This is a genomic window from Polaromonas sp. P1_G4 (assembly GCF_056405475.1).
This window is the reverse complement of sequence record NZ_JBFUCA010000003.1, coordinates 1-20,281: the sequence shown is the minus strand read 5'-3', so window position 1 is coordinate 20,281 and position 20,281 is coordinate 1. Positions and strand designations below refer to the sequence as shown.

Here is a 20,281-nt window from a genome sequence, read left to right as displayed (position 1 = left end):
AAGTGCCTGTAAGGCAATGCAGACGGGCGCAAGAAGCTATTAAAAGCATAGCAAAATTTTTTGCCAGTGGGGCCCTGTGCCCGCATGGCCAGGCCGGTGTTCCGAAATGCCACACGCCGCCTTTTAACCATACATCCGGACGTTCAATTGGTGGATACTTATGGTTACATGCGCGAGCTGGCTGCTCGTCTTTTTTCCACCGCTCGCCCAGGCGGTAGCCGGATTTCCTGACCTTCCGAAAAGACTCCCATGAAAAGTCACGCCAGCATCAACCGCATCTACCGCCTTGTCTGGAACGCAGCGCTGGGCCTGTGGGTGGCTGTGGCTGAAACCGCCAGAGGCCGAAGCAGGGGCGGCTCCGCGCGCGGCGGTGTTGAAGTTGCTTCCGTCGGCCCCCGTGAGGGCTTCGTTTTTGTCCTGCATGCACGGTGCCGCGCCGCCGTGGTCATGCTGCTGGCGATGTCCGTCTTTAACTTGCAGGTGCATGCCGCCGATGCGCTGAATTCCACCGTGGTGGTGGGCAGCGGCAACGTCAGCACCAGCGGCGCCACCACCACGATCAATCAGGCCAGCCAGCGTCTGGCGATCGACTGGACGCATCTTTCCACCGCAGCCAATGAGGCGCTGGTGTTCAACCAGCCCAATGCGCAGGCCATCGCGCTGAACCGCATTACCGGCAGCAGCCCGAGCGAATTCCTGGGCAGCCTTACGGCTAATGGCCAGGTGTTCATCCTCAACCCGAACGGCGTGCTGTTTGGCGCGGGGTCTCAGGTCAATGTCGGCGGCCTCGTGGCTTCGACGCTTTCCATGAGCAACGCCGACTTCATGGCCGGCAGCACCACGTTTGGCACAGACCCCGGCCAAGCTGGCACCGGCAGCAGCGCGGGCAAGGTTACCAACAAGGGCACGCTGACGGCCGCCACGGGCGGCTATGTGGCCTTGCTGGCGCCCGAGGTACGCAACGAAGGCGTGATCGCCGCCAGCCTGGGAACCGCATTGCTCGCGGCCGGCAACAAAATCACCCTGAACCTGGACAACGGCAATTTGCTGGGCTACAGCATCGACCAGGGCGCGATCAATGCCTTGGCCGAAAACAAGCTGCTGATCCAGGCGAATGGCGGGCAGGTGCTGCTGTCCGCAAAAGCCATGGACCAGCTGACCACGGCGACGGTGAACAACACCGGTGTCATTGAAGCCAAAACCCTGCAGAACAAGGCCGGCCGCATCCTGTTGATGGGCGATATGGAAACGGGCACGGTCAATGTCGGCGGCACGCTCGATGCTTCTGCCCCCGATGGCGGCAATGGCGGCTTTGTCGAAACCAGCGCCGCGCATGTGAAGGTGGCCGACAGCGCCAGGGTCACCACGCTGGCTTCAGCCGGCAACACCGGTAAATGGCTGATAGACCCCAACGATTTCACCATCTCCGCCACGGGCAACATGACGGCTGCTGCCGTCGCGGCCGCTTTGACTGGCGGCAACTTTGAAATCCAGACCGCCACCATGGGCACGGCCGGCGGCAACGGCGACATCCACGTCAACCAGGCGATCAACCGGACGGACAACAACACCTTCACGCTGACTGCCGAACGCGACATCAACATCAATACCGGCGCGAACATCACCAAAACCAATGCAGGCGCGGCCGGTATGACCATGACCGCCGGGCGCAACATCCTCCTCAACGGCAATATCGGTGTGGGCGGGCCTTCCACAACTCTTTCTGTGACGGCCAACGCTGCCGGCGATATCACCGGCACGGGAACCCTGAACCTGAACGGCGGTGCGCTGGACATGACGGCCGACGGCAGCATCGGCGGCACCGACGGCCTGGGGCAAATCTTTGCCGGCAGTTTAAAGCTGCGAGCCACCACGGGTGAAGTGGTCATGAATAGCGGCGTGGACTGGCAGGCCAGCTCCTTTGACCTGTACGCGGGTACCAACATTCGGGGAAATGCCGGCGCCGTCAATGCCACCATGACTGCGCCCGGCGGCAGCTTCACCGCATCTGCGGGCAACACGGGCAATGGGCGAATACGCATCAACAGCTTCTCCAATGCCATAGGCACGCTCAACCTGACCGCCCTGGGGACAGGCGGAGGTGGCCAGGTCGACTTTTTGAGTGCCTCAGCCATTGGCAACGCTTCCATTACGGCAGCCCAGGACGTGAACGTCAGCGCGACTGGCAGCCTCAACCTCAATGCCCTGACCCTGACGGGCGCCAACCAGAACGTCAGCCTGGCGGCCAGTGGCGGCACGCTAACGACGCTGGGCGCCCTGAACACCGGCCCAAGCAACCTGACCTTGTCGGGCGGCTCTCTCTCCCTGGGCGGCGCCTTGAGCGCCAACAACCTCAGCCTGACTGCAACGAGCGGCCTGAACATCAACCGGGACCTCACGGCGACGGGCAACCTGACGCTCATTGCAAACAATACCGGCGTTCAGCAAACCGCCGGCGTCCTGATCGCGGGCGGCACGACGACCGTCAATGCCGGCGTGGGCCAGGTCAGCCTGACAGGCGCCAACAATTTCACCGGTGCGGTCAGCGTTACCAATTCCGGTGCAAGCAACGTCGCGATCAACAATGCGGGCGGTGCGCTGACCCTGGGCACTGTGTCTGTCGGCAGCGGCACGCTGAGCCTGAGCGGCAACAACATCGCGCAGACGGGCGCGATCACGCAGGCCGCCGGCGCGGGTGCGGTAACCATCAACGGCGGCGCCGGCGTGATAAACCTGAGCAACGCGGGCAACAATTTCACGGGTGCGGTTGGGCTCAATAATTCCGGCGTCAATGCAGTGACCATCCGGAATGTGAACGACCTGGTGCTGGGCCCATCCACCGTGGGCGGCAGCCTGACGGCGACTTCCAGCACCGGCTCCATTTCGCAGGCCGGCGCATTGAATGTGACGGGTGCTTCCACGTTCACGCTCAACGGCAGCAGCAAGGACGTGCTGCTGGGCACTTCGGCCAACACCTTCGTCGGTGGCGTGACGGTGAACGGCAGTGRCAGCGTCAGAGACATGGCCTTCCGTTATGGCAGCGGTTTTGCCTTTCCCACCACGCCCAGCTACTCCGGCACCCTGACGCTGATCAAAGACACCGGGATCATCAACCTGGGCACACAAACCTTCAGCGGCGGACTCGCGCTGACGGCGGGCGGCGGCATCAACCTGTTCGGCGGTACGCTGCAGACGGGCGGCGCACAAACCTTCAACAGCGCGGTAACGGTTGCCGGCACCGTCAGCCTGGTCAGCACCGCCGGCGGTATCACATTCGCCAACACGGTCGATGGCGCGAACGCACTGAGCACCACGAGCGCCGGGGCCACCAATTTCAATGCGTCGGTGGGCGCCACCACGGCGCTGACCAGCTTGAGCGTCACTTCGGGCGGCGCCATCAACGTGCAGACCGGCGCCACGCTGCGAACGGGTGACCTGATGCTGACGGYGGCAGGCGGCATAGGCAATGGCATCGGCGGTGYAGCGGCTATTGATGCGGCGCGCCTGAGCGCCATCAATTCAGTCGGCGGCCATATTGCACTGTCGCACACCGGCACGGGCACGCTGGTGGTAACAGACCTGGGGCAGGGCGATGGCATACAGAACAGCGTCGTGGGCGGCAACGTCAGCCTGGCAGCGGCCAATGGCAGCATCCAGGTGCTGGGCAGCAAGGTCAGTGCGGCCGGCGGCAACGTCGTGCTCAGCGCGGCAGGCGCCAGCACTACGCATTCGCTGGAGATCGTGAACAACGGCGCTACCCAATCGAACGTTACTACCACCGGCACAGGCAACATCACCATCAACGGCGACTTGACGAGCGGCGGCGCCAGCGCCACCGGCGGCTCGGCGGGCGGCGTGGTCATTACCAATTCCAACATCACCGCAGGCAACGGAACGATCACCATTTCGGGCAACGCGGGCGTGCCGTCCGGTTTGGCGCAGGTTTCACGCGGCGTGCGCCTGGATTCGGGCGCGAAAGTTACCGGGGCCGGCAACATCAGCATCACGGGCCGGGTCGGCACCAGTTCACTGGCCACCAGCGAGGGTTTGCAGTTGGCTGGCGGGGCGGAGGTCTCTAGCACAGGTGGAGACATTGCGTTCACCGGCACGCTGAACAATCCATCCATCTTTGCCGGRACGGGCCTGCATGTCAGCGGCAAGGTGCAGTCCGGCGCCAGCAAGAAAATCACGCTCACCGGTACGGCGACCGTGGGCGGTTCCTCGGGCACCGGTATATTGATCGATGGGGCAGCAGAGCTGCTCGCCGGCACGGGTGGTTTGACCATTGTGGGCACCGTCAACTCTTCGACGACTGCCACCAACGTCATTGGCACATCCATCGTCGCCTCCAGCCCCGGTGCCAGCCCCATCATCAGCTCTACAGGCGCAATAGATATTACTGGCGCCATGAGTGCCAACTCCGCTTCAGGCAACAGCGCTTTACGCATGGAGGGCGGCACCATCAACTCCAATGGCGCGAACATCGTCTTGCGTGGCTCCGGCGTGCCTGCGCCAGCGCCTGTGGCTGCCCGTGATGTCTATCTCGGCGGTACGACGGTCGCCAGCAGTGGCGGCGAAATCCAGATTATTGGCAACCGGGTCGAGATTCTCAGTGCGGTCAATGCAGGGGCCGGCCGGGTGGTGATTGCACCTTTTACCTCCAACCGGGAGATCAAGCTCGAGTCAGGTGTGGGGGGTATTGAAGCCATGACACTGAATTTGGCGGCCTCTGAGTTGGGCTTAATCACGGCCGGTGTGTTGCAGATTGGCACCCTGACGAGCACAGGCGGTATTGAGATCGCTGGCCCCATCACGGCTGCGCCAGGGCCTTTGCCGGTCATCAGCCTGCTCAATGCCGGCAGCATCAGCCAGACGGGAGCAATCAGTGTGGGCAAGCTCAACGCGGTAGGTTCCTCCGTGACCCTGACCAACGCCGGCAACCAGATCGACGAAATCAGCGGGCGCTCTACCACCGGCGCATTCGCCGTTACCAGCAGCAAGGCTGCGCCGCTCACGGTTGGCACGGTTGACGGGTACGCCGGCATCAACTCGGGCGGCAACCCCACCGCGCTCACCAACCTGAACGGCGCCATCGCGCAGACCCAGGCCATTGTTGCCAGCAGTTTCACCGGCAGCGGTGTGGGGGGCATCAATCTCAACCTGGCTGCCAACCAGATCGGCGCTTTTACGGCGACCAATAGCGGCGCGGGCGATATCGTGCTGCGCAACGGCATCAACACCACACTCACGTCCCTCACCAATACCGGTACGGGCCGCATTGACGTCGACAACATCGGCACGGTCACGCTGGCGTCAAGCGGCATCACTAGCGACGGCACGGCCACGGGTACCACCGCCGGCACAGCGGCGGTACGCATCAAGGGCTCGCAGGGCATTGTGGCCAGCGGTGCGGCCCCGCACATCAGCAATTCGGCGGGCGGCTCGGTCTACCTCGACGGCGGCGCAGGCAGTGTGGGCACCAGCCCCGCCAGCGCCGTGGGTATTTCCGCTGCGTCCGTCACTGCGGTGGCGGCAGGCGGCGCCTCGCAAGTCAACCTGAGCCTGGCCAACGGCGGCACGCTGGAAAACATATTCGCGGCGGGCAGCGTCAATGTCACGGCCACGGCCGGCAGCCTGGCGGTCAAGGCGGTGTCGAGCAGCTCGGTCAGCCTCAGCGCCGCGGCCGGTGCCATTACCGACGGCAACGGCGCGGCGAACAACGTCAGCGGGACGTCTCTGACGGCGTCCTCACAAAACGGCATCGCGCTGGGTACCAACGTGAGCGGTGCGCAGGTGCTGAGCACCACGGGCGCGGCCGGTGACATCAGCATCACCGCCGCCAATGCCATCGACACCGGCAACTTCAGCGTGAGCACCAACGCGGGTTCCGCCCAGACCGTCAGCCTGGCTTCGAATGCCGGCATCACGGTGGGCGGCGCGTTCGGCAACAGCCAGGACAAGCTCAAGCTGATCACGACCGGCGGCAACATCGCCATCAACGGCGCGCTGACGGCCAGCGAACTCACGCTGAACACCGCCGGTACCAGCACACAGAGCGCGGCGATCACTGCTACGGGCCTGGAACTGCTGGGCACCGGCAGCCATGCKCTGAACAATGCAGGCAACGCGGTGACCACGCTGGCAGGCAACACCGGCAGCGTCGACTACTCGCAGGCCGGCGCGCTGGCCGTCGGCACCGTCAACACGGCAGGGTTGACTGCCAGCGGCAAGGTGCTGGTGCGCGCCACCGGCGCTGCGGGTGACATCACGCTGAACAACACCGTGACTTCCGGCAGTGCCGCCAATGATTCGCTGGTGCTGGCCGCCGGGCGCAACTTCATCAACAACGCCGGCGCCACGCCGCTGAACCCGGGCGCGGGCCGCTTCCTGGTGTATTCGACCGACCCGACGGCCAACACCTTTGGCGGCTTTGCCTCCACCGGCAACGCTTTCAGCCGTACCTACGCCGCCAATGCTCCCACCGATGCATCCATGACTTCGCTCAGCGGCAACCGCATGGTGTACAGCGTGACGCCGGTGCTCACCATCACGGGTGACAACCAGGCCAAGGTCTATGGCGCGGCCGACCCAGGCCTGACGTACACACTGAATTCCGGGCTGGTGRCCGGCGACACGGCTGCAACCGCATTGGCCGGCGTGCTGGCAGCGCCGACGGGTTCCGCGGCCTCCGCGGGCACGCACGCCATCACCCAGGGCACGCTGGCTTCAGCCCTGGGCTACGGCATTGCGTACACCAACGGCACCCTGACGGTGGGCAAAGCCACGGTGAGCGTGACAGGCATGGCGGCCAACAACAAAACCTACGATGGCAGCGCAACAGCGACCCTCGGCAACGTCGGCACCCTGACGGGCCTGGCCTACGGTGAGCTATTGACCTTGAATTCCACGGGTGCCAACTTCTCCGACGCGAATGCCGCCAACGGCAAGACCGTGACCGCCACTTACGGCCTGGCCAACGGCGCGGGCGGCCTGGCCAGCAACTACCAGCTGGCTGCGGCTCCCGTCACGGCGACGGCCGACATCAACAAGGCCAACCTGAGCGTCACGGCCAACAATGACAACCGGACCGTGGGCGCCGCAGCCTATACCGGCGGAAACGGCGTGAGTTTCAGCGGCTTTGTGGGCGGCGAAACGGCTGCCGTGCTGGGCGGCGCGCTGACCTACGGCGGCAGTTCGCAAGGCGCGAGCGCTGTGGGCAGCTACGCCATTACGCCCGGCGGCTACAGTGCCGGCAATTACGCGCTGGCCTATGTCGACGGCGTGCTGACCATCAACCCGGTAGCAGCGCCTGTACCGGTGCCGGTAGTGCCAGGCGGCAGCCCGGCAAGCGACGCTTATCTGAGCGCGCTACGGAACATCGCGAGCCTTGGCGCTTCAGGTGACGGTGGCGGCGCGCAGGGAGGTGGTGCAGACCCCAGTGACGCCCTGAAAGCTGCCGCTGCCGAAGCCGGAAACACGAACGAGGAATAAGCCCACCCCCGTCCAGCCTCACTTCGTGTAGCCTGTTCCCCCCTCAGGGGGCGGCGCCTGCGGTCTGGCAAAGCCAGTCCCGCGGCCCCCGTTTGTGCGCACAGAACTCTTCAACCAGCATGAGCCGTGGAACCGGCTTTGCCGGGCCACAGGCGGGCGGCCCCCTCGGGGGGCAAGGAACTACACGGAGTGAGTGACTGTGGGGGCCAATGGAAGCCACAAGGTAAAGCGCGTGCCCGCCGGCCCCGATTGCCAGTTGACCGTGCCGTCAATGGTTTGCGCGCGGCGCCGCTGGTTTTGCAGGCCTTTCCCCGCGGCGTCGCCAAAGGCTTGGTCGACATCAAAGCCCTGGCCGTTGTCTTCGATGATGACCTGCACCCCGGCGCCTTCGATGGCAGTGCTAAAGCGGATCTCGGTCGCATGCGTATGGCGCAGGATGTTGGCCACGCTTTCCTGGATGATGCGCAGGATGTGCAGCGCGCTGGAAGGGTTCAGCCAGTCCAGCGTGGGGAGTACCTGCACTTCCCACAGCAGCGTGACGCCGGTGCCTTCCAGCCGGGGTTCGAGCCGGAAACGCAGTGTGGCCAGCAGCAGCAACAGGTCGGCCTCCACCGGCTCCATCGAGTCGATGGCGAGCTTCAGGTCGTCCATACAGTCCTTGAGGGTCTGCGTCACGCGTTCGTCGCTCATGCCGCCGCCTTCGATGGAGCGGATGGCGCTGATCAGCGTCGAGCCCAAGCCGTCGTGCATGTCCTGCATCATGCGCTGGCGTTCATCGCTCAGCATCTGCTGCTGGGCAATCTCGCGCAGGCTGCGGTGGCTGGCTTCAAGTTCGGCTTCGCGTGCCCGCAGGCGCTCGGCCAGGCTGGCGTTGACCTGCTCGACTTCCGCAATGGCGCCGGTGTAACGGCGGTACATCACATAACCGAAGACGCTGAAGGTGATCGCGTTGGTATGCGGGCCCAGATACCAGTTTTCGGGGCTGATGAAATTGTTCTGTACCAGCCAGTCGGTCGCGCTAAAGAGCGTGGCCAGCACCGTCCCGATGGCCACCACCATGGCGCTGCGAGAGCGCCCCCAGGCGTTGATGACGCCCGCCACGCTGACGCTCACGCCCATCAGTGCGGCCACCACATACAGCACTGGTGTGGTCCTCGGCGTGTTGGGCAGGGCCGACCACAGGGGCAGGGTCAGCAGGGCCATCAGCACGGACGCGGTGATCAGTGCCCGCGTCAGCCACAGTTGCTGGCGCCGGTGCAGCAGGCCGATTGAAAAGTGCACCACCGTGACCAGCCAGAACAGCGAGTTGACGGTGAACCAGGCAAACCAGTCGTTGGCAATCGGGAAGCTCACATAAAAATGCAGGCCCCGCATGAAGGACATGGCCGCCAGCACAAAAAACAGCAGATAGCCCGGCTCATGCCGGCGCCGCAACCACACCAGCAAGGCGAAGATGCCGACCGCGAGGAAAGCCGAGCTGAACATGCCCGGCAATTCCTGCTGCAGCCATTGGCGGCCGTGGTAGCGCCAGCTGATGGCATCCACCGGGCCCAGCCACAGTGATGACAGCGCCACCTGCGTCGCAGCCGTGTGCTCGATGCGCAGTGTGATCTCGTGCGGCAGCCGGCCGTCCGGTGATTTCTCCAGCAGCACCCACATCGGCGTGTGCGGGCTGTTCCATAACGGGCCTTGCTGCTGAGCGGTGTGTACCAGATGACCGTCGGCATAGACCGCGAGGGTGCCGTCGGTGCGCACGCGGGCCGCATACAGCGCCAGTGGCGTGGACGATGCCGGGGCCTGCGGCACGGTCAGTCGAAACCAGCTGGTGCGTGTGACGGGGGCCACGCTGGCGGATGCTGCAGCCCGGGCCTGTCCCAGCAACGCTATGGGCAGGGCATGCGGCAGCGTAACGGGTTGCCAGCGGTCCAGCAGGATTTGGCCGTCGAGAGTGAGCGGTGGCGAGGTGAAGCCCGCATCGGTTTGCACCTGCCAGTCAGCCTGGGTGAGATGCAGGGCCGCTGCGTTGGGGGAGCCACCCGCGCGGGTGCCCGCAGAGTCACAGGCGACAAGACCCGTCAGCACCGCAGCCGCTGCCAGCAGCGCTACGGCTATGCGGGGCGAAAAACGCAGGAGGCGGTGGTGATGAAAAGGCATTCGCGCGGGCAACTACTGCGCCAAAATGCCCTGGTTCCTGGCTTCGTAGATCGCTTCAGCCTTGGAGGTAACCTTGAGTTTGCTGTAGATGCGCCGCACAAAAGTGCGCACCGTGAAGTGCGACAACTCCATCAACCTGGCGATTTCCACCGCAGTGAAGCCTTTGGTGATGTAGTCCAGCACTTCTTTTTCACGTGCCGACAGCAGCGATGACGCGTCGATATCGGCGGGCGTCGTGCCGGCGCCAGCTGCGGTGCTGCGGCGAAAGCGTGCCAGCACCTGCCGGGCGATGATGGGGCTGATCGGGCTGCCGCCGCTGGCCAGGCTGCGGATCTCGGCCGCCATCTTCAGCGGTGAGCTGTCTTTCAGCAGGTAGCCGGCAGCGCCGGACTCGATCGACTGCATCACATGCGTCTCGTCGCCAAAATTGGTGCTCACCATGATGCTGCAGGCCGGCCACTGTCGGGAAGCCGCGCGGATCACGTCAATGCCCGAGCCATCGGGCAGGCCCAAATCAACCAGCAGCACATCGGCCGGCGGCTGCTTCAGCATCTGCAAGCCTTCGGCACGGGTGCCCGCCGCGCCCACCAGGCGCATGTCAGAAGCGCCCTGCACCACGCGACTCAGCGCTCCGCGAAAGCCCGGATCGTCCTCGACGATGGCGACATGGATCACGGGCAGGTCTTGTTCAGCGGAAGGTGCATTCATCAGGCAGACATTTTGCGACGGTTTCGGGCGCACGACTCGCTATTTGTGTAGCTCGTTTGTTCTACGTGCAGGCCGGTAACGGGTGTCTGGTCACCGGCAGGGCCTGTTCGCTGCCCGCCGGTGCCGATCATCATGCCACCCGGCCGACCGGTTTGCTATATTTTTGATAGCTGTTCGCGCCTATTTTTATTGGTCTGCAATCCGATCTCGTCTCTAGAACGGGGCCCCTGAAGGTATCTGGCGTAGCGCATATGCGCTACAGACAGCGGCTTTCGTGATTCGTACGATGACGGCCAGTCGGGCAAGGCGTTCCACAACATCCGGGGCGCTGGCCCGACTGATTGGCGGGCAACCTGGCTCGCTGCAAGTTCCACCCGCCAACGAAAGCCTCCATGAAAAGTCACGCCAGCATGAACCGTATTTACCGCCTTGTCTGGAACACCGCCCTGAATCTGTGGGTGGCCGTGGCGGAAAATGCCAAGGGCAGAAGCAAGGGTGGCTCGGCGCGCGGCAGCGTGCAGTGGGATGACGTGCAGGCGGAAGGAGGCCATGGCGTCGATGGCGGTGGCGCGGACTTCAGGCTCAATACGGCCTGCCGCGCGGCGCTGGTGTTGCTTACCTCCCTGGCGGTGCTCACACATGAAGCGCATGCGGCCGATGCAGCCAATGCCAGTGTGTCGGCGGGTAGCGGCAGTGTCTCCACGCTAGGCAACACCACCACCATCAACCAGGCCAGCCAGCGCCTGGCCATCGACTGGACCAGTTTGTCTACTGCGGCCAACGAGGCGCTGCGATTCAACCAGCCCAATGCCTCAGCGATTGCACTGAACCGCATCACCGGCGCCAGCCCCAGCGAGCTGCTCGGCAGCCTGACTGCCAATGGCCAGGTCTTCATTCTTAATCCCAACGGGGTGTTGTTTGGTGCCGGCTCACAGGTCAACGTCGGCGGACTGGTGGCTTCTACCTTGAGCATGAGCAATGCCGACTTCATGGCGGGGAACCACGTCTTCAGCAGCAACGGCAGCAGCGGCTCTGTGGTCAACCAGGGCACCTTGACGGCGGCTCCCGGCGGCTACCTGGCGTTGCTGGCACCGGAAGTGCGCAACGAAGGCGTGATGACCGCAAGCCTTGGCACGGCGCTTCTGGCTGCGGGCAACAAAGTCACCTTGAACCTGGACAACGGGAGCCTGCTCGGCTACAGCATCGATCAGGGCGCGATCAACGCACTGGCCGAGAACAAACAGCTCATCAAGGCCGACGGCGGCCAGGTGCTGCTGGGCGCGAAAGCGCTCGACAGTCTCACCACGGGCACCGTCAACAACACCGGCGTCATTGAAGCGAAGACGATTGCCAACAAGGCCGGCCGCATCATGCTGATCGGCGATATGGAGCACGGCATGGTCAACATGGGCGGTACGCTGGATGCCAGCGCCCCGGATGGCGGTGACGGCGGCTTTATCGAGACAAGCGCCGCGCACTTCAAAATCCTGCCGGGCTTCAGGGTGAACACGCTGGCGCCGCGAGGCAAGACCGGCACCTGGCTGCTCGACCCGGCCACGATGACCATCGCGGGCGGCACAGGCGGGGCCGCCGACACCATTTACGAGGACACGATTGAAGCGATGGGTTCCGACGTGGTTATTGAGGCCACGGATTCGATCAACGTCACGGGCACTTTCGGCAATGCCGATGTAGAGCTCCTCAGTGGCCTCAATCTCACCATCAGAACCACCGGTCCCACCGGTACCGGCATCGACCTCACGGGCAGCACGCACGGCGCCGGCCTGGCGTTCAAGGTTTCCGGCGGGGGCTCGGCGAGCGTGACCACAGCGGCGGCCACCCAGGCTATCAAGACCTCCGCCATCTCCGCGACCGGCGGCGCCGGCACGATCAATCTCAACTCCGCCGGCGCGCTGGATATCAGCAACACGGTCCTGCAGACCAGCGGAGGCGCGATCACGCTGACCGGCGCGGGCCAGGCCGGGAGTTCGGGCGTGCGGGTGTCCCAAAGCACCCTGAACGCCGGCACCGGCGCCCTCACCATCAACGGTACCACGACAGACCAGTCGCAGTATGGCGTGCTGTTGGACCGCTCCACGCTTACCAGCGGCAATGCCAACATCAACAGCGCCGATAGCGCCGTGAAGCTGGCGGGCACCAGCGTGGCAAGCACCGGAAACATCACCGTCGAAGCGTCGGGTGCCAGGACGAGCCACCACGCGCTCGAGCTCGTCAATGAAGGCGCCACGCAAACCAACATCGGCGTCAGCGGGGGCGGAACGATAAACATCACCGGCAGACTGGTGAATGGCGGTGGCAGCGCCACGGGCGGCTCTTCGGGCGGCGTGGTCGTCACCAATTCCAGCGTGACCGGCGGCACCGGCACCGTCACCATCGCCGGTGACGTAGGCATGACCGGGGTCATCGCTCAGGTGGCCCGCGGCGTACGGCTGGATTCTCTGGCCAGGATCACAGGTGCGGGCAATATCGACATCACCGGGCGTACAGGGTTGTTTTCCCTGGCAGGTACTGCCGGCGTGGAACTCGGCACCGGCTCGGAGGTATCCAGCACCGGCGGCTATATCACCGCTACCGGCCGGGCCGGTGTCAGTAGTGCCGCCACCGAGGTCAAGGGCCTGATAGCAAGAGGAAAAGTGCAGTCCGGCACCTTGCGCAGCATCACGCTGGACGGATCGTCCTCGTTAAATGCTGCCGGGATCAGCGGCTCCGGCGTCCTCATCGATGCCGGCGCAGACATCGTCGCGGGCAGGCTTGGTTTTAACAGTACGGGTTTGTTCAGTAGTTCGAACGGGGGAACGGCGAACATTACCGGCATCTCCATGGTGGGCGGCAGCATCAACTCGACCGGCGAGATCACCATGATCGGCAACCTCGGTGGGACAAGCTCTATGGGCGGGGGTCATGCCGTGAGCCTGACCGGCGGCAGCATCAACTCCAACACGGCGGCCATGACGCTGCGCGGAATGAATTTTCCTACGGGTGCAATTGCGCCGGCCGGCAGCTACGCCCTGAACATCGACGGCGCCAGCATCACCAGCGGAGGCGGTGCGATCACGCTGCTGGGCGACCGCATCAACATCGGCTCCGCCGTCAACGCGGGCGCGGGCAAGGTGCTGGTCAACACGGACATCTTCAGCGCCAACCAGCCGATCACACTCGGCGGCGCATCAGAAACCGCCGCCATGAACCTGAGCAACGCCGAGCTTAACCGGATCACCGCGTCGGTGATCGCGATCGGCAGCACTTCCAATACAGGCGGCATAGTCATCGGCAACACCGGCGGCGCGATCAACCTGGCCAGCGCACCCAGCTTGAGCCTGATAAACAGCAACGCTGCAGGTTCGGGCATCTCGCAAACAGCGGCATTCACGGTTGCCAACCTGAAGGCCGATGCACAAACCGTCATCCTGGACAACTCACTCAACCAGATCAGCCAGGTCAGCGGTCGCGCCTACGGAACGAACAATTTCGAGGTTAGCTCCTACTCTGCCTTGTCGGTGGGGACGGTGGACGGAACGGCCGGCATCACCCAGTCCGGCACCGGTCTTGTTGCGCTGCTAAGCCGCGGCGCGCTGTCGCAAACCCAGGCCATCGTCGCGAACACCTTGCAGGCCACCAGTTTCGGGGGCATGACGCTGGCCAACGCAGGCAACCAGATCCAGAATTTCGGCAGACTTAACAACAGTACATCGGGCGACATCACCCTTCGCAACACCGCCGCCACCGCCAGCTTCCAGGGCAGCTTCAACAGCGCCGGCCGCGTCGATATCGCCAACACGGGCAATATCTTGATGGTGGGCTCCTACATGCCTTTTTTGAGCAACGCCACGGGTACGACTGCGGGCACCGCCGGCTTCAGCATGGTGGCCACGGGCGGCATCAGTACGCAAACTGTCCAGACCAACATCAATCCCCTCTCGGGTGGCTCGGTCTACCTGGAGGCGGGCAACGGCAGCATAGGCGCCAGCACCGCCCGCCCCATCACCATTTACACGACCGGCCCGGTCGTTGCGGTGGCGAGCGGCGCCGGTTCACAGGTCAACCTGGACCTGGCCAACGGCGGCACCCTGGAAAACGTCAGTGCAACGGGCGCGGTGAACGTCACCGCTGCCTTCGCCCTGGCGGTCAAGACGGTGTCCGGCAGCTCGGTCACTCTCAGCTCCTCGCTCGGAGCCATCCTTGACGCCAATGGCGCGGCCAACAACATCACCAGCACCACGCTTAACGCGACCGCACGGGAAAGCATCACGCTGGGCACCAATGTGACCGGCCTGCAAACGCTGGCGACCACAGAACCTGGCGCTGCGGGCGACATCAGCCTCACTGCCGCCAATGCGCTGAGTACCAGCAATCTCGCCATCAGCACTAACGCCGGGTCTGCGCAGACAGTCAGCGTGTCATCCGCGGCCGGCATCACGGTCGACAACGCCTTCGGCAATGCGCAGGACAAGTTCAAGCTGATCACGACCGGTGGCAACATCGCCATCAACGGCGCGCTGACGGCCAGCGAACTCACGCTGAGCACCGCCGGTACCAGCACACAAACCGCGGGCATCACGGCCACCGGCCTGGAGCTGCTGGGCACGGGCAGCCACGCACTGACCAACGCCGCCAATGCGGTGACCACGCTGGCCGGCAACACAGGCAACGCCAGCTACTCGCAGGCCGGTGCGCTGGCCATTGGCACCGTCAACACAGCAGGGCTGACTGCCAGCGGCAAGGTGTTGGTGCGCACCACAGGGGCGGCCAGCGACCTCACTTTGAACAACACCGTCACCTCCGGCAGCGCGGCCAATGATTCCCTGGTGTTGGCCGCCGGGCGCAACCTTGTGAACAACGCCGGGGCTGGCGCGCTCAATCCTGGCGCGGGCGGCCGTTTCCTCGTGTATTCGACCGATCCGGCTGCCAGCACCCTGGGCGGCCTGGTTTCCACCGGCAACGCCTTTGGCCGCACCTATGCCGCCAATGCGCCCAGCGATGCGTCAATGGCCTCTCTCACCGGTAACCGCTTTGTCTACAGCGTTGTGCCGACGCTCAACGTGAGCGGCGACAACGTGAGCAAGGCATACGGCGGCGCCGACCCGGCCCTCACCTACACCGTCAACAGCGGCCTGGTGGCGGGCGACACCGCGGCAACTGCGCTGAACGGTGCGCTGTCGGCGCCCACAGGCGCTGCCACGACYAGCCCCACACATGCCATCACGCAGGGCACGCTGGCATCGGCCCTGGGTTACAACGTCGTCTATACCAACGGCACGCTGACGATGACCGGTACGCCGCCTTTGCCTGCATCCCTTTTCGGCGTGACGGCAGCGCTGGATGGGCCTTATGTGACCGCGCTCAACGCCATTGCCGGCACGGGCAATGCCATGGGTGGCGTCACGGGTGGCGCCGATAGCGCCAATGGAGATGGCACAGGCAGCATATCGAGCGCGGTGGACGACGATCCGTTCAACATACTGGATGATGGCGCGCGCATGAAGGCGTTGAATGCCGCCGCAGAGGCAGCCCGCCAGGACAGAGGCGAATAGGCGGCAGCTTGGGGAGGAGGCGGGGTAGGCGAGGCCCTGGTGGGCCTGCGGTGAGACTCTGCGCAGGCAGCCTGCACGGGTGTGGTTACCTTGCTGGCCACTGGCTTGCCTTTGGTGACTGCCAGTAAAGGCAGTACTACGCCCGGCACGCCAGACACAGTGCAGTACAGGATCGCGCTGCAAACCGTCTACCAAACCAGCCGCGAGACGGTCAACAGCGGCCCCGCCAGCTTCATTGAGCCCGACAACCGCGACGATGAGGCGGGCGGGAATGGCAACGGCAGTAACGGCAACAGCGGTGACAGCGGCAACGCCAGGCTGTCGAACTCGCTGGTCAGTATCGTCAGCTGCGGTTTATTGATGCCCAAAAGCGWTAGCCGTGCCACTTGTGAATAAACCATTTTCATGGCTCTTCATTAGCTCGGTCGGGCTGTAGCCATTTATGGGCGGGCGCAAGCAGCTATTAAAAATGTAGCAATGACTCCGCGAAAGCCAAGTCGTCCCCCAACGATGGCAAGCTGGATGCGCGGCCTGGCCATTTCGGAGCCTGCAGGGAATCCCTGGTTGGGCTGAGCGCTTACATCAATTGGGGCGCCGTTGGGCGACGGATTAGGGTGGGCCTCATAGCGCATTTGTGCTACAGGCAAAACCGGCAGATATAGTTACGATTGGTTTCATGTCCCTAAAAATGGGGACATACAGGATGAGCTGTCTCTGCGACATTGCCGGAGCGGTCACGCTGGACGTACTGCATCCGCAGTATGGCTGCATGAGAGTCGGGTACACACAATTGCAGGATGTCGCCCGGGGCATCGAAGCCATGGCCCGGGGGGGTGATGGGGTGTATGGATGGTCAGCTGCCATGAAGGAGCAGTGGCTTGTGTTGGATGAGCATTAAAAAAGTAGAGCGAAAAAATGAAACAGAATTCGTTACCCCTTTCCGCGCTGGCTTCAGCCCTGTTGGTAGCTTTGCATACCGGCGCCTGGGCGCAGACTGCCCCAGTCCCTGACGCCGGCCAGGTGCTGCGCGACCTGCAGCAGGCGCCCGCCTTGCCGCCGCCACAGAGCGTTCCGCTGCAGCGCATCGAAGAGTCAGCCGACCCCAGCCAGAAAGGCGAGGCGAGGGTGCTCGTCAAGTCCATCACCATCACCGGCAACCAGGAAATCCCGTCCAGCGAACTTCAGCCCCTGGTGGCCGGCCTCATAGGCGCGGAGCGCTCGCTGAGCCAGCTCAATGCCGCCGCCCGCCGCATCACGGCCTACTACCGCAGCCGGGGGTTTGCCGTGGCCCGCGCTTATTTGCCCGCGCAGGACATCACCGACGGCGCCGTCACCATCAGCGTGATTGAAGGGCGCATTTCCAGCCACAAGATCAACAACCAGTCGCTGCTGAGTGACGAACGCGCGCAGGCCTACCTGGGCCAGGTCAAGGACGGCGACGTCATCAAGTCCGACCAGATTGACCGCGGCCTGTTGCTGCTGCAGGACACGCCCGGCGTCAGCACCTCGCGCGCCACGCTGCAGCCCGGCGCCAGCGTGGGGACGTCCGAGCTGCTGATTGAGGTCAACCCGGCCAAGCCCTACAGCGGCAATGTCGTGGTCGACAACTACGGCAGCCGCTACACCGGCGAATACCGCGTGGCCGGTACGTTCAACCTCGTCAGCCCGCTGAAGATCGGTGACCAGCTCACCGTCAATGCACTGACCAGCGGCCGCAACCTCAGCTTCACGCGATTGGCCTACCAGTTGCCTGTGGGCAGCGACGGCCTCAAGGTAGGCGCCGCCTACTTCGACACCCGCTACAAGCTGGGCCAGGAGTTTGAAACCCTGCAGGCCCATGGCACGGCCACCTCTGCCAGCCTGTTTGCCGCTTACCCCTTCATCCGCAGCCAGCTTAAAAACCTGAACGGCACAGTGTCGGTGGAAGACAAGCAGCTCAAAGACTATGTAGACGCGACCTCTACCTTCACACCCAAGAAAGTCCTGGTCACCACCTTTGGCCTTTCAGGCAACCTGCAGGATGCCCTGGGCGGCGGGGGCATCACCGGCCTGGACCTGTCGGTAGCGATGGGCAACCTGCGCATCAACTCGCCCACCGCATTGGCCATTGACGCGGCCTCGGCACAGTCCAATGGCAGCTACACCCGTGTTTCTTATGGCGCCAGTCGCTTGCAGCGCTTTACCGACAGCACCTTCCTGGCCGTGTCAGTGACGGGCCAACTGGCCAGCAAAAACCTGGATTCATCCGAGAAGTTCTCATTGGGCGGCGTCAACGGGGTGCGCGCCTATCCGCAGGGTGAGGCTGGCGGCGATGAAGGCTACCGCGGCACGGTTGAGTTGCGCCACAACGTGATGGCCAATGTGCAGGCTACCGTGTTCTATGACTGGGGCAAGGTCACCATCAACCGCAACCCTTTCGGCGCGGCGGCCTCCAACAGCCGCCAGCTGGCCGGCGCGGGCTTTGGCCTGAATGCCAGCCTGGCGGGTGTGCAGCTGCGTTCTTCGCTGGCCTGGCGCACTGACGGCGGACTGCCGACTTCCATCCCGGCCTCGTCGGCCAAGCGGCCCACGCTGTGGCTGCAGGCGTCCATGGCGTTCTGACGGGCCTGGTATCTGAAGCCTGCCGGCGGTTCTCAAATCTCCGAAGTAAATCGGGTTTTTGGCTAATAAGGACGGGCGCAAGCAGCTATCAAAAACATAGCGCCATCGTGGCGCCGCCTTGCAAGTTGCTGTGTGAAAGCATCGCGGCCTGGCGATCTGGGACGCGGTGGAACAAGGGGCGCAAACTATCGCGCGCTGGACGCGCTGAAAAAATAGCGCGCCGAGGTTTCCAGGACGCGCAAGGCGTTTGCCCTGACATCGCTTGAGAGCTGCTTAGGGGCTTGTACGTAAAACGGCCAGTTGGCAGAGGTGCGGCCCTGTGGTGGCCGGGTAAACGGAATGACCGGAGTGACTGGCGTGGCCAGGGTGACAGGGGTGAAGGGTGGCCTGGTGGGCGGGTCATGTAGAAGCTGCATGTCAGTCTCTGGGTTGGGTTGTTCTATGGAATCACTTTGAAGAACAATGGTACTGTACATATATACAGTCTTCAACTATGATTTACCCATGGACACAAACACCCCACCCGAATGGATTGCCCGCTGCGCTGAAAGGCTGCACCAGCGATGGCACACCGTCGGGCCTGACCAGCTTGAAGAGGTCGCAGCAGTCATCTGGCAGGACGTGAACCTGCGGCGCATGGCGCCCGCTGACGCCGCGGCGCTGTGGCTCAAGCCGGTTGTGCCGGCCCCAGATGGGACATAGCGGGCCGGCCGCAAGCGGCGCGGCGCGCAGCGGCCTTACTTTTTCATTTCGTCCTTGCCCATGGCGTCCTTGGCCATGGGGTCTTTTTTCATCTTGTCTTTTTTGGCCATGGCCATCTTGTCGTCCTTCTTCATGCCGTCCTTCGCCATGGCATCTTTACCCATGGCATCTTTCGCCATCGGATCCTTGGCCATGGCATCTTTTTTCATCGCATCCTTCTTCATGCCGTCTTTGGCCATGGCGTCTTTGCCCATGGCGTCCTTTTTCATCGCGTCTTGCGCCATGGCACTGCCGCCGGCGAAGAGCATGCAGGCAGACAGGAGGGTTGCAGTCAATTTGTTCATGGTGTTGTCCTTGAGTGGTAGTGAATGAATGGATTGTTGAAAAAAGGCAATCGTTAAATGATTGCCCGCGTTGCAGGGTCTCTGAGCAGCGCTCAGCTACCTCCGAACCAGTTGTAGCCCTGGTCTTCCCAGTAGCCTCCAGGGTAGGTGTTGGTGACAAAAATCGCCTGGATGTGTTTGGGGTTCTTGTAGCCCAGCTTGGTGGGCATGCGCAGCTTCATCGGGAAGCCGTATTTGGGTGGCAGCGGCTGCCCGTCGTAAGTCAGCGCCAGCAGGGTTTGCGGGTGCAGCGCGGTGGGCATGTCGATGCTGGTGAAGTAGTCGTCGGCGCATTTGAAGCCGACGTACTTCGCGCTCAGGTCGGCGCCCACATGACGCAGGAAACTGCCGAAGTGCACGCCGCCCCATTTGCCGATCGCGCTCCAGCCTTCCACGCAGATGTGGCGGGTGACCTGGTCCACCTGTGCCATGGCGCGCAACTCGGGCAACGCCCATTTGCGCCTGTCGGACACCATGCCCGTGACTTCCAGCCGGTAGCTGCTTTCTTCGATTTCCCGGATTTCGTCCTCGCCGTAGTAGGCGTTAAAGGGGAAAGGCCGGGTGATCATGGATTCGGGGTAGGTCGGCGCCAGGCGGTTGGGATCAAACAGCAAGCCCTGCACCTCGTCGTTGATGCGCGAGATCTTGCCGAGAGCGGTGTTGACGCTTTCGCTGTCGTCCAGCATGCAG

10 protein-coding genes are annotated in these 20,281 nt (G+C 63.7%); 5 read left to right on the top strand and 5 right to left on the bottom strand.

The features are described 5' to 3' along the window. The first annotated feature begins 249 nt into the window (after positions 1-249). A complete protein-coding gene (locus AC1D1X_RS00460; protein ID WP_477697662.1) occupies positions 250-7,491 on the top strand; it encodes a two-partner secretion domain-containing protein in 7,242 nt (2,413 codons plus the stop codon). A 180-nt stretch (positions 7,492-7,671) separates the two neighbouring features. Here AC1D1X_RS00460 and AC1D1X_RS00455 read toward each other — a convergent pair whose 3' ends face one another. Further along, complete coding sequence (locus tag AC1D1X_RS00455; protein ID WP_477669219.1) at positions 7,672-9,645, bottom strand: sensor histidine kinase; 1,974 nt, start codon at positions 9,643-9,645, stop codon at positions 7,672-7,674. 12 nt (positions 9,646-9,657) lie between these two features. Next, entirely contained in the window at positions 9,658-10,353 is a 696-nt protein-coding gene (locus AC1D1X_RS00450) for a response regulator (protein ID WP_477659127.1), read from the bottom strand. A gap of 392 nt (positions 10,354-10,745) precedes the next feature. Here AC1D1X_RS00450 and AC1D1X_RS00445 point away from each other — a divergent pair, with 392 nt between their 5' ends. The 3 genes from AC1D1X_RS00445 (at position 10,746) to AC1D1X_RS00435 (ending at position 18,506) form a co-directional block, all read left to right on the top strand. Further along, a complete protein-coding gene (locus tag AC1D1X_RS00445) occupies positions 10,746-15,905 on the top strand; it encodes a two-partner secretion domain-containing protein (protein WP_477669220.1) in 5,160 nt (1,719 codons plus the stop codon). A gap of 114 nt (positions 15,906-16,019) precedes the next feature. After that, positions 16,020-16,301, top strand: a complete 282-nt coding sequence (locus AC1D1X_RS00440; RefSeq protein ID WP_477697661.1) for a hypothetical protein — start codon at positions 16,020-16,022, stop codon at positions 16,299-16,301. A gap of 519 nt (positions 16,302-16,820) precedes the next feature. Further along, complete coding sequence (locus AC1D1X_RS00435) at positions 16,821-18,506, top strand: ShlB/FhaC/HecB family hemolysin secretion/activation protein (RefSeq protein ID WP_477669222.1); 1,686 nt, start codon at positions 16,821-16,823, stop codon at positions 18,504-18,506. A gap of 185 nt (positions 18,507-18,691) precedes the next feature. Here the strand turns inward: AC1D1X_RS00435 and AC1D1X_RS00430 are convergent, their stop codons facing one another. After that, positions 18,692-18,922 carry a hypothetical protein gene (locus tag AC1D1X_RS00430; protein ID WP_477669223.1) on the bottom strand — a complete coding sequence of 77 codons (231 nt, stop codon included), beginning with the start codon at positions 18,920-18,922 and terminating at the stop codon, positions 18,692-18,694. Positions 18,923-19,010: 88 nt separating this feature from the next. On the opposite strand from AC1D1X_RS00430, the gene AC1D1X_RS00425 reads away from it, so the two are divergent. Continuing rightward, the gene (locus tag AC1D1X_RS00425; protein ID WP_477665830.1) at positions 19,011-19,208 is read left to right on the top strand and encodes a hypothetical protein; all 198 of its coding nucleotides are present in this window, start codon (positions 19,011-19,013) and stop codon (positions 19,206-19,208) included. A 35-nt stretch (positions 19,209-19,243) separates the two neighbouring features. Here AC1D1X_RS00425 and AC1D1X_RS00420 read toward each other — a convergent pair whose 3' ends face one another. Together AC1D1X_RS00420 and AC1D1X_RS00415 are read right to left on the bottom strand one after the other, a co-directional pair. Beyond that, positions 19,244-19,552 carry a pentapeptide MXKDX repeat protein gene (locus AC1D1X_RS00420; RefSeq protein ID WP_457280520.1) on the bottom strand — a complete coding sequence of 103 codons (309 nt, stop codon included), beginning with the start codon at positions 19,550-19,552 and terminating at the stop codon, positions 19,244-19,246. A 92-nt stretch (positions 19,553-19,644) separates the two neighbouring features. Further along, positions 19,645-20,281 (bottom strand): molybdopterin-dependent oxidoreductase (locus AC1D1X_RS00415; RefSeq protein ID WP_477697660.1); only part of this gene is annotated, 637 nt, incomplete at its 5' end.

What these genes read in the sequence shown, in the direction of transcription:
- AC1D1X_RS00435 (WP_477669222.1), top strand. Translation starts at nt 16,821, where the DNA reads ATGAAACAGAATTCGTTACCCCTTTCCGCGCTGGCTTCAGCCCTGTTG.
- AC1D1X_RS00430 (WP_477669223.1), bottom strand. Translation starts at nt 18,922, where the DNA reads ATGCAGCTTCTACATGACCCGCCCACCAGGCCACCCTTCACCCCTGTC.
- AC1D1X_RS00420 (WP_457280520.1), bottom strand. Translation starts at nt 19,552, where the DNA reads ATGAACAAATTGACTGCAACCCTCCTGTCTGCCTGCATGCTCTTCGCC.
- AC1D1X_RS00450 (WP_477659127.1), bottom strand. Translation starts at nt 10,353, where the DNA reads ATGAATGCACCTTCCGCTGAACAAGACCTGCCCGTGATCCATGTCGCC.
- AC1D1X_RS00425 (WP_477665830.1), top strand. Translation starts at nt 19,011, where the DNA reads ATGGACACAAACACCCCACCCGAATGGATTGCCCGCTGCGCTGAAAGG.
- AC1D1X_RS00455 (WP_477669219.1), bottom strand. Translation starts at nt 9,645, where the DNA reads ATGCCTTTTCATCACCACCGCCTCCTGCGTTTTTCGCCCCGCATAGCC.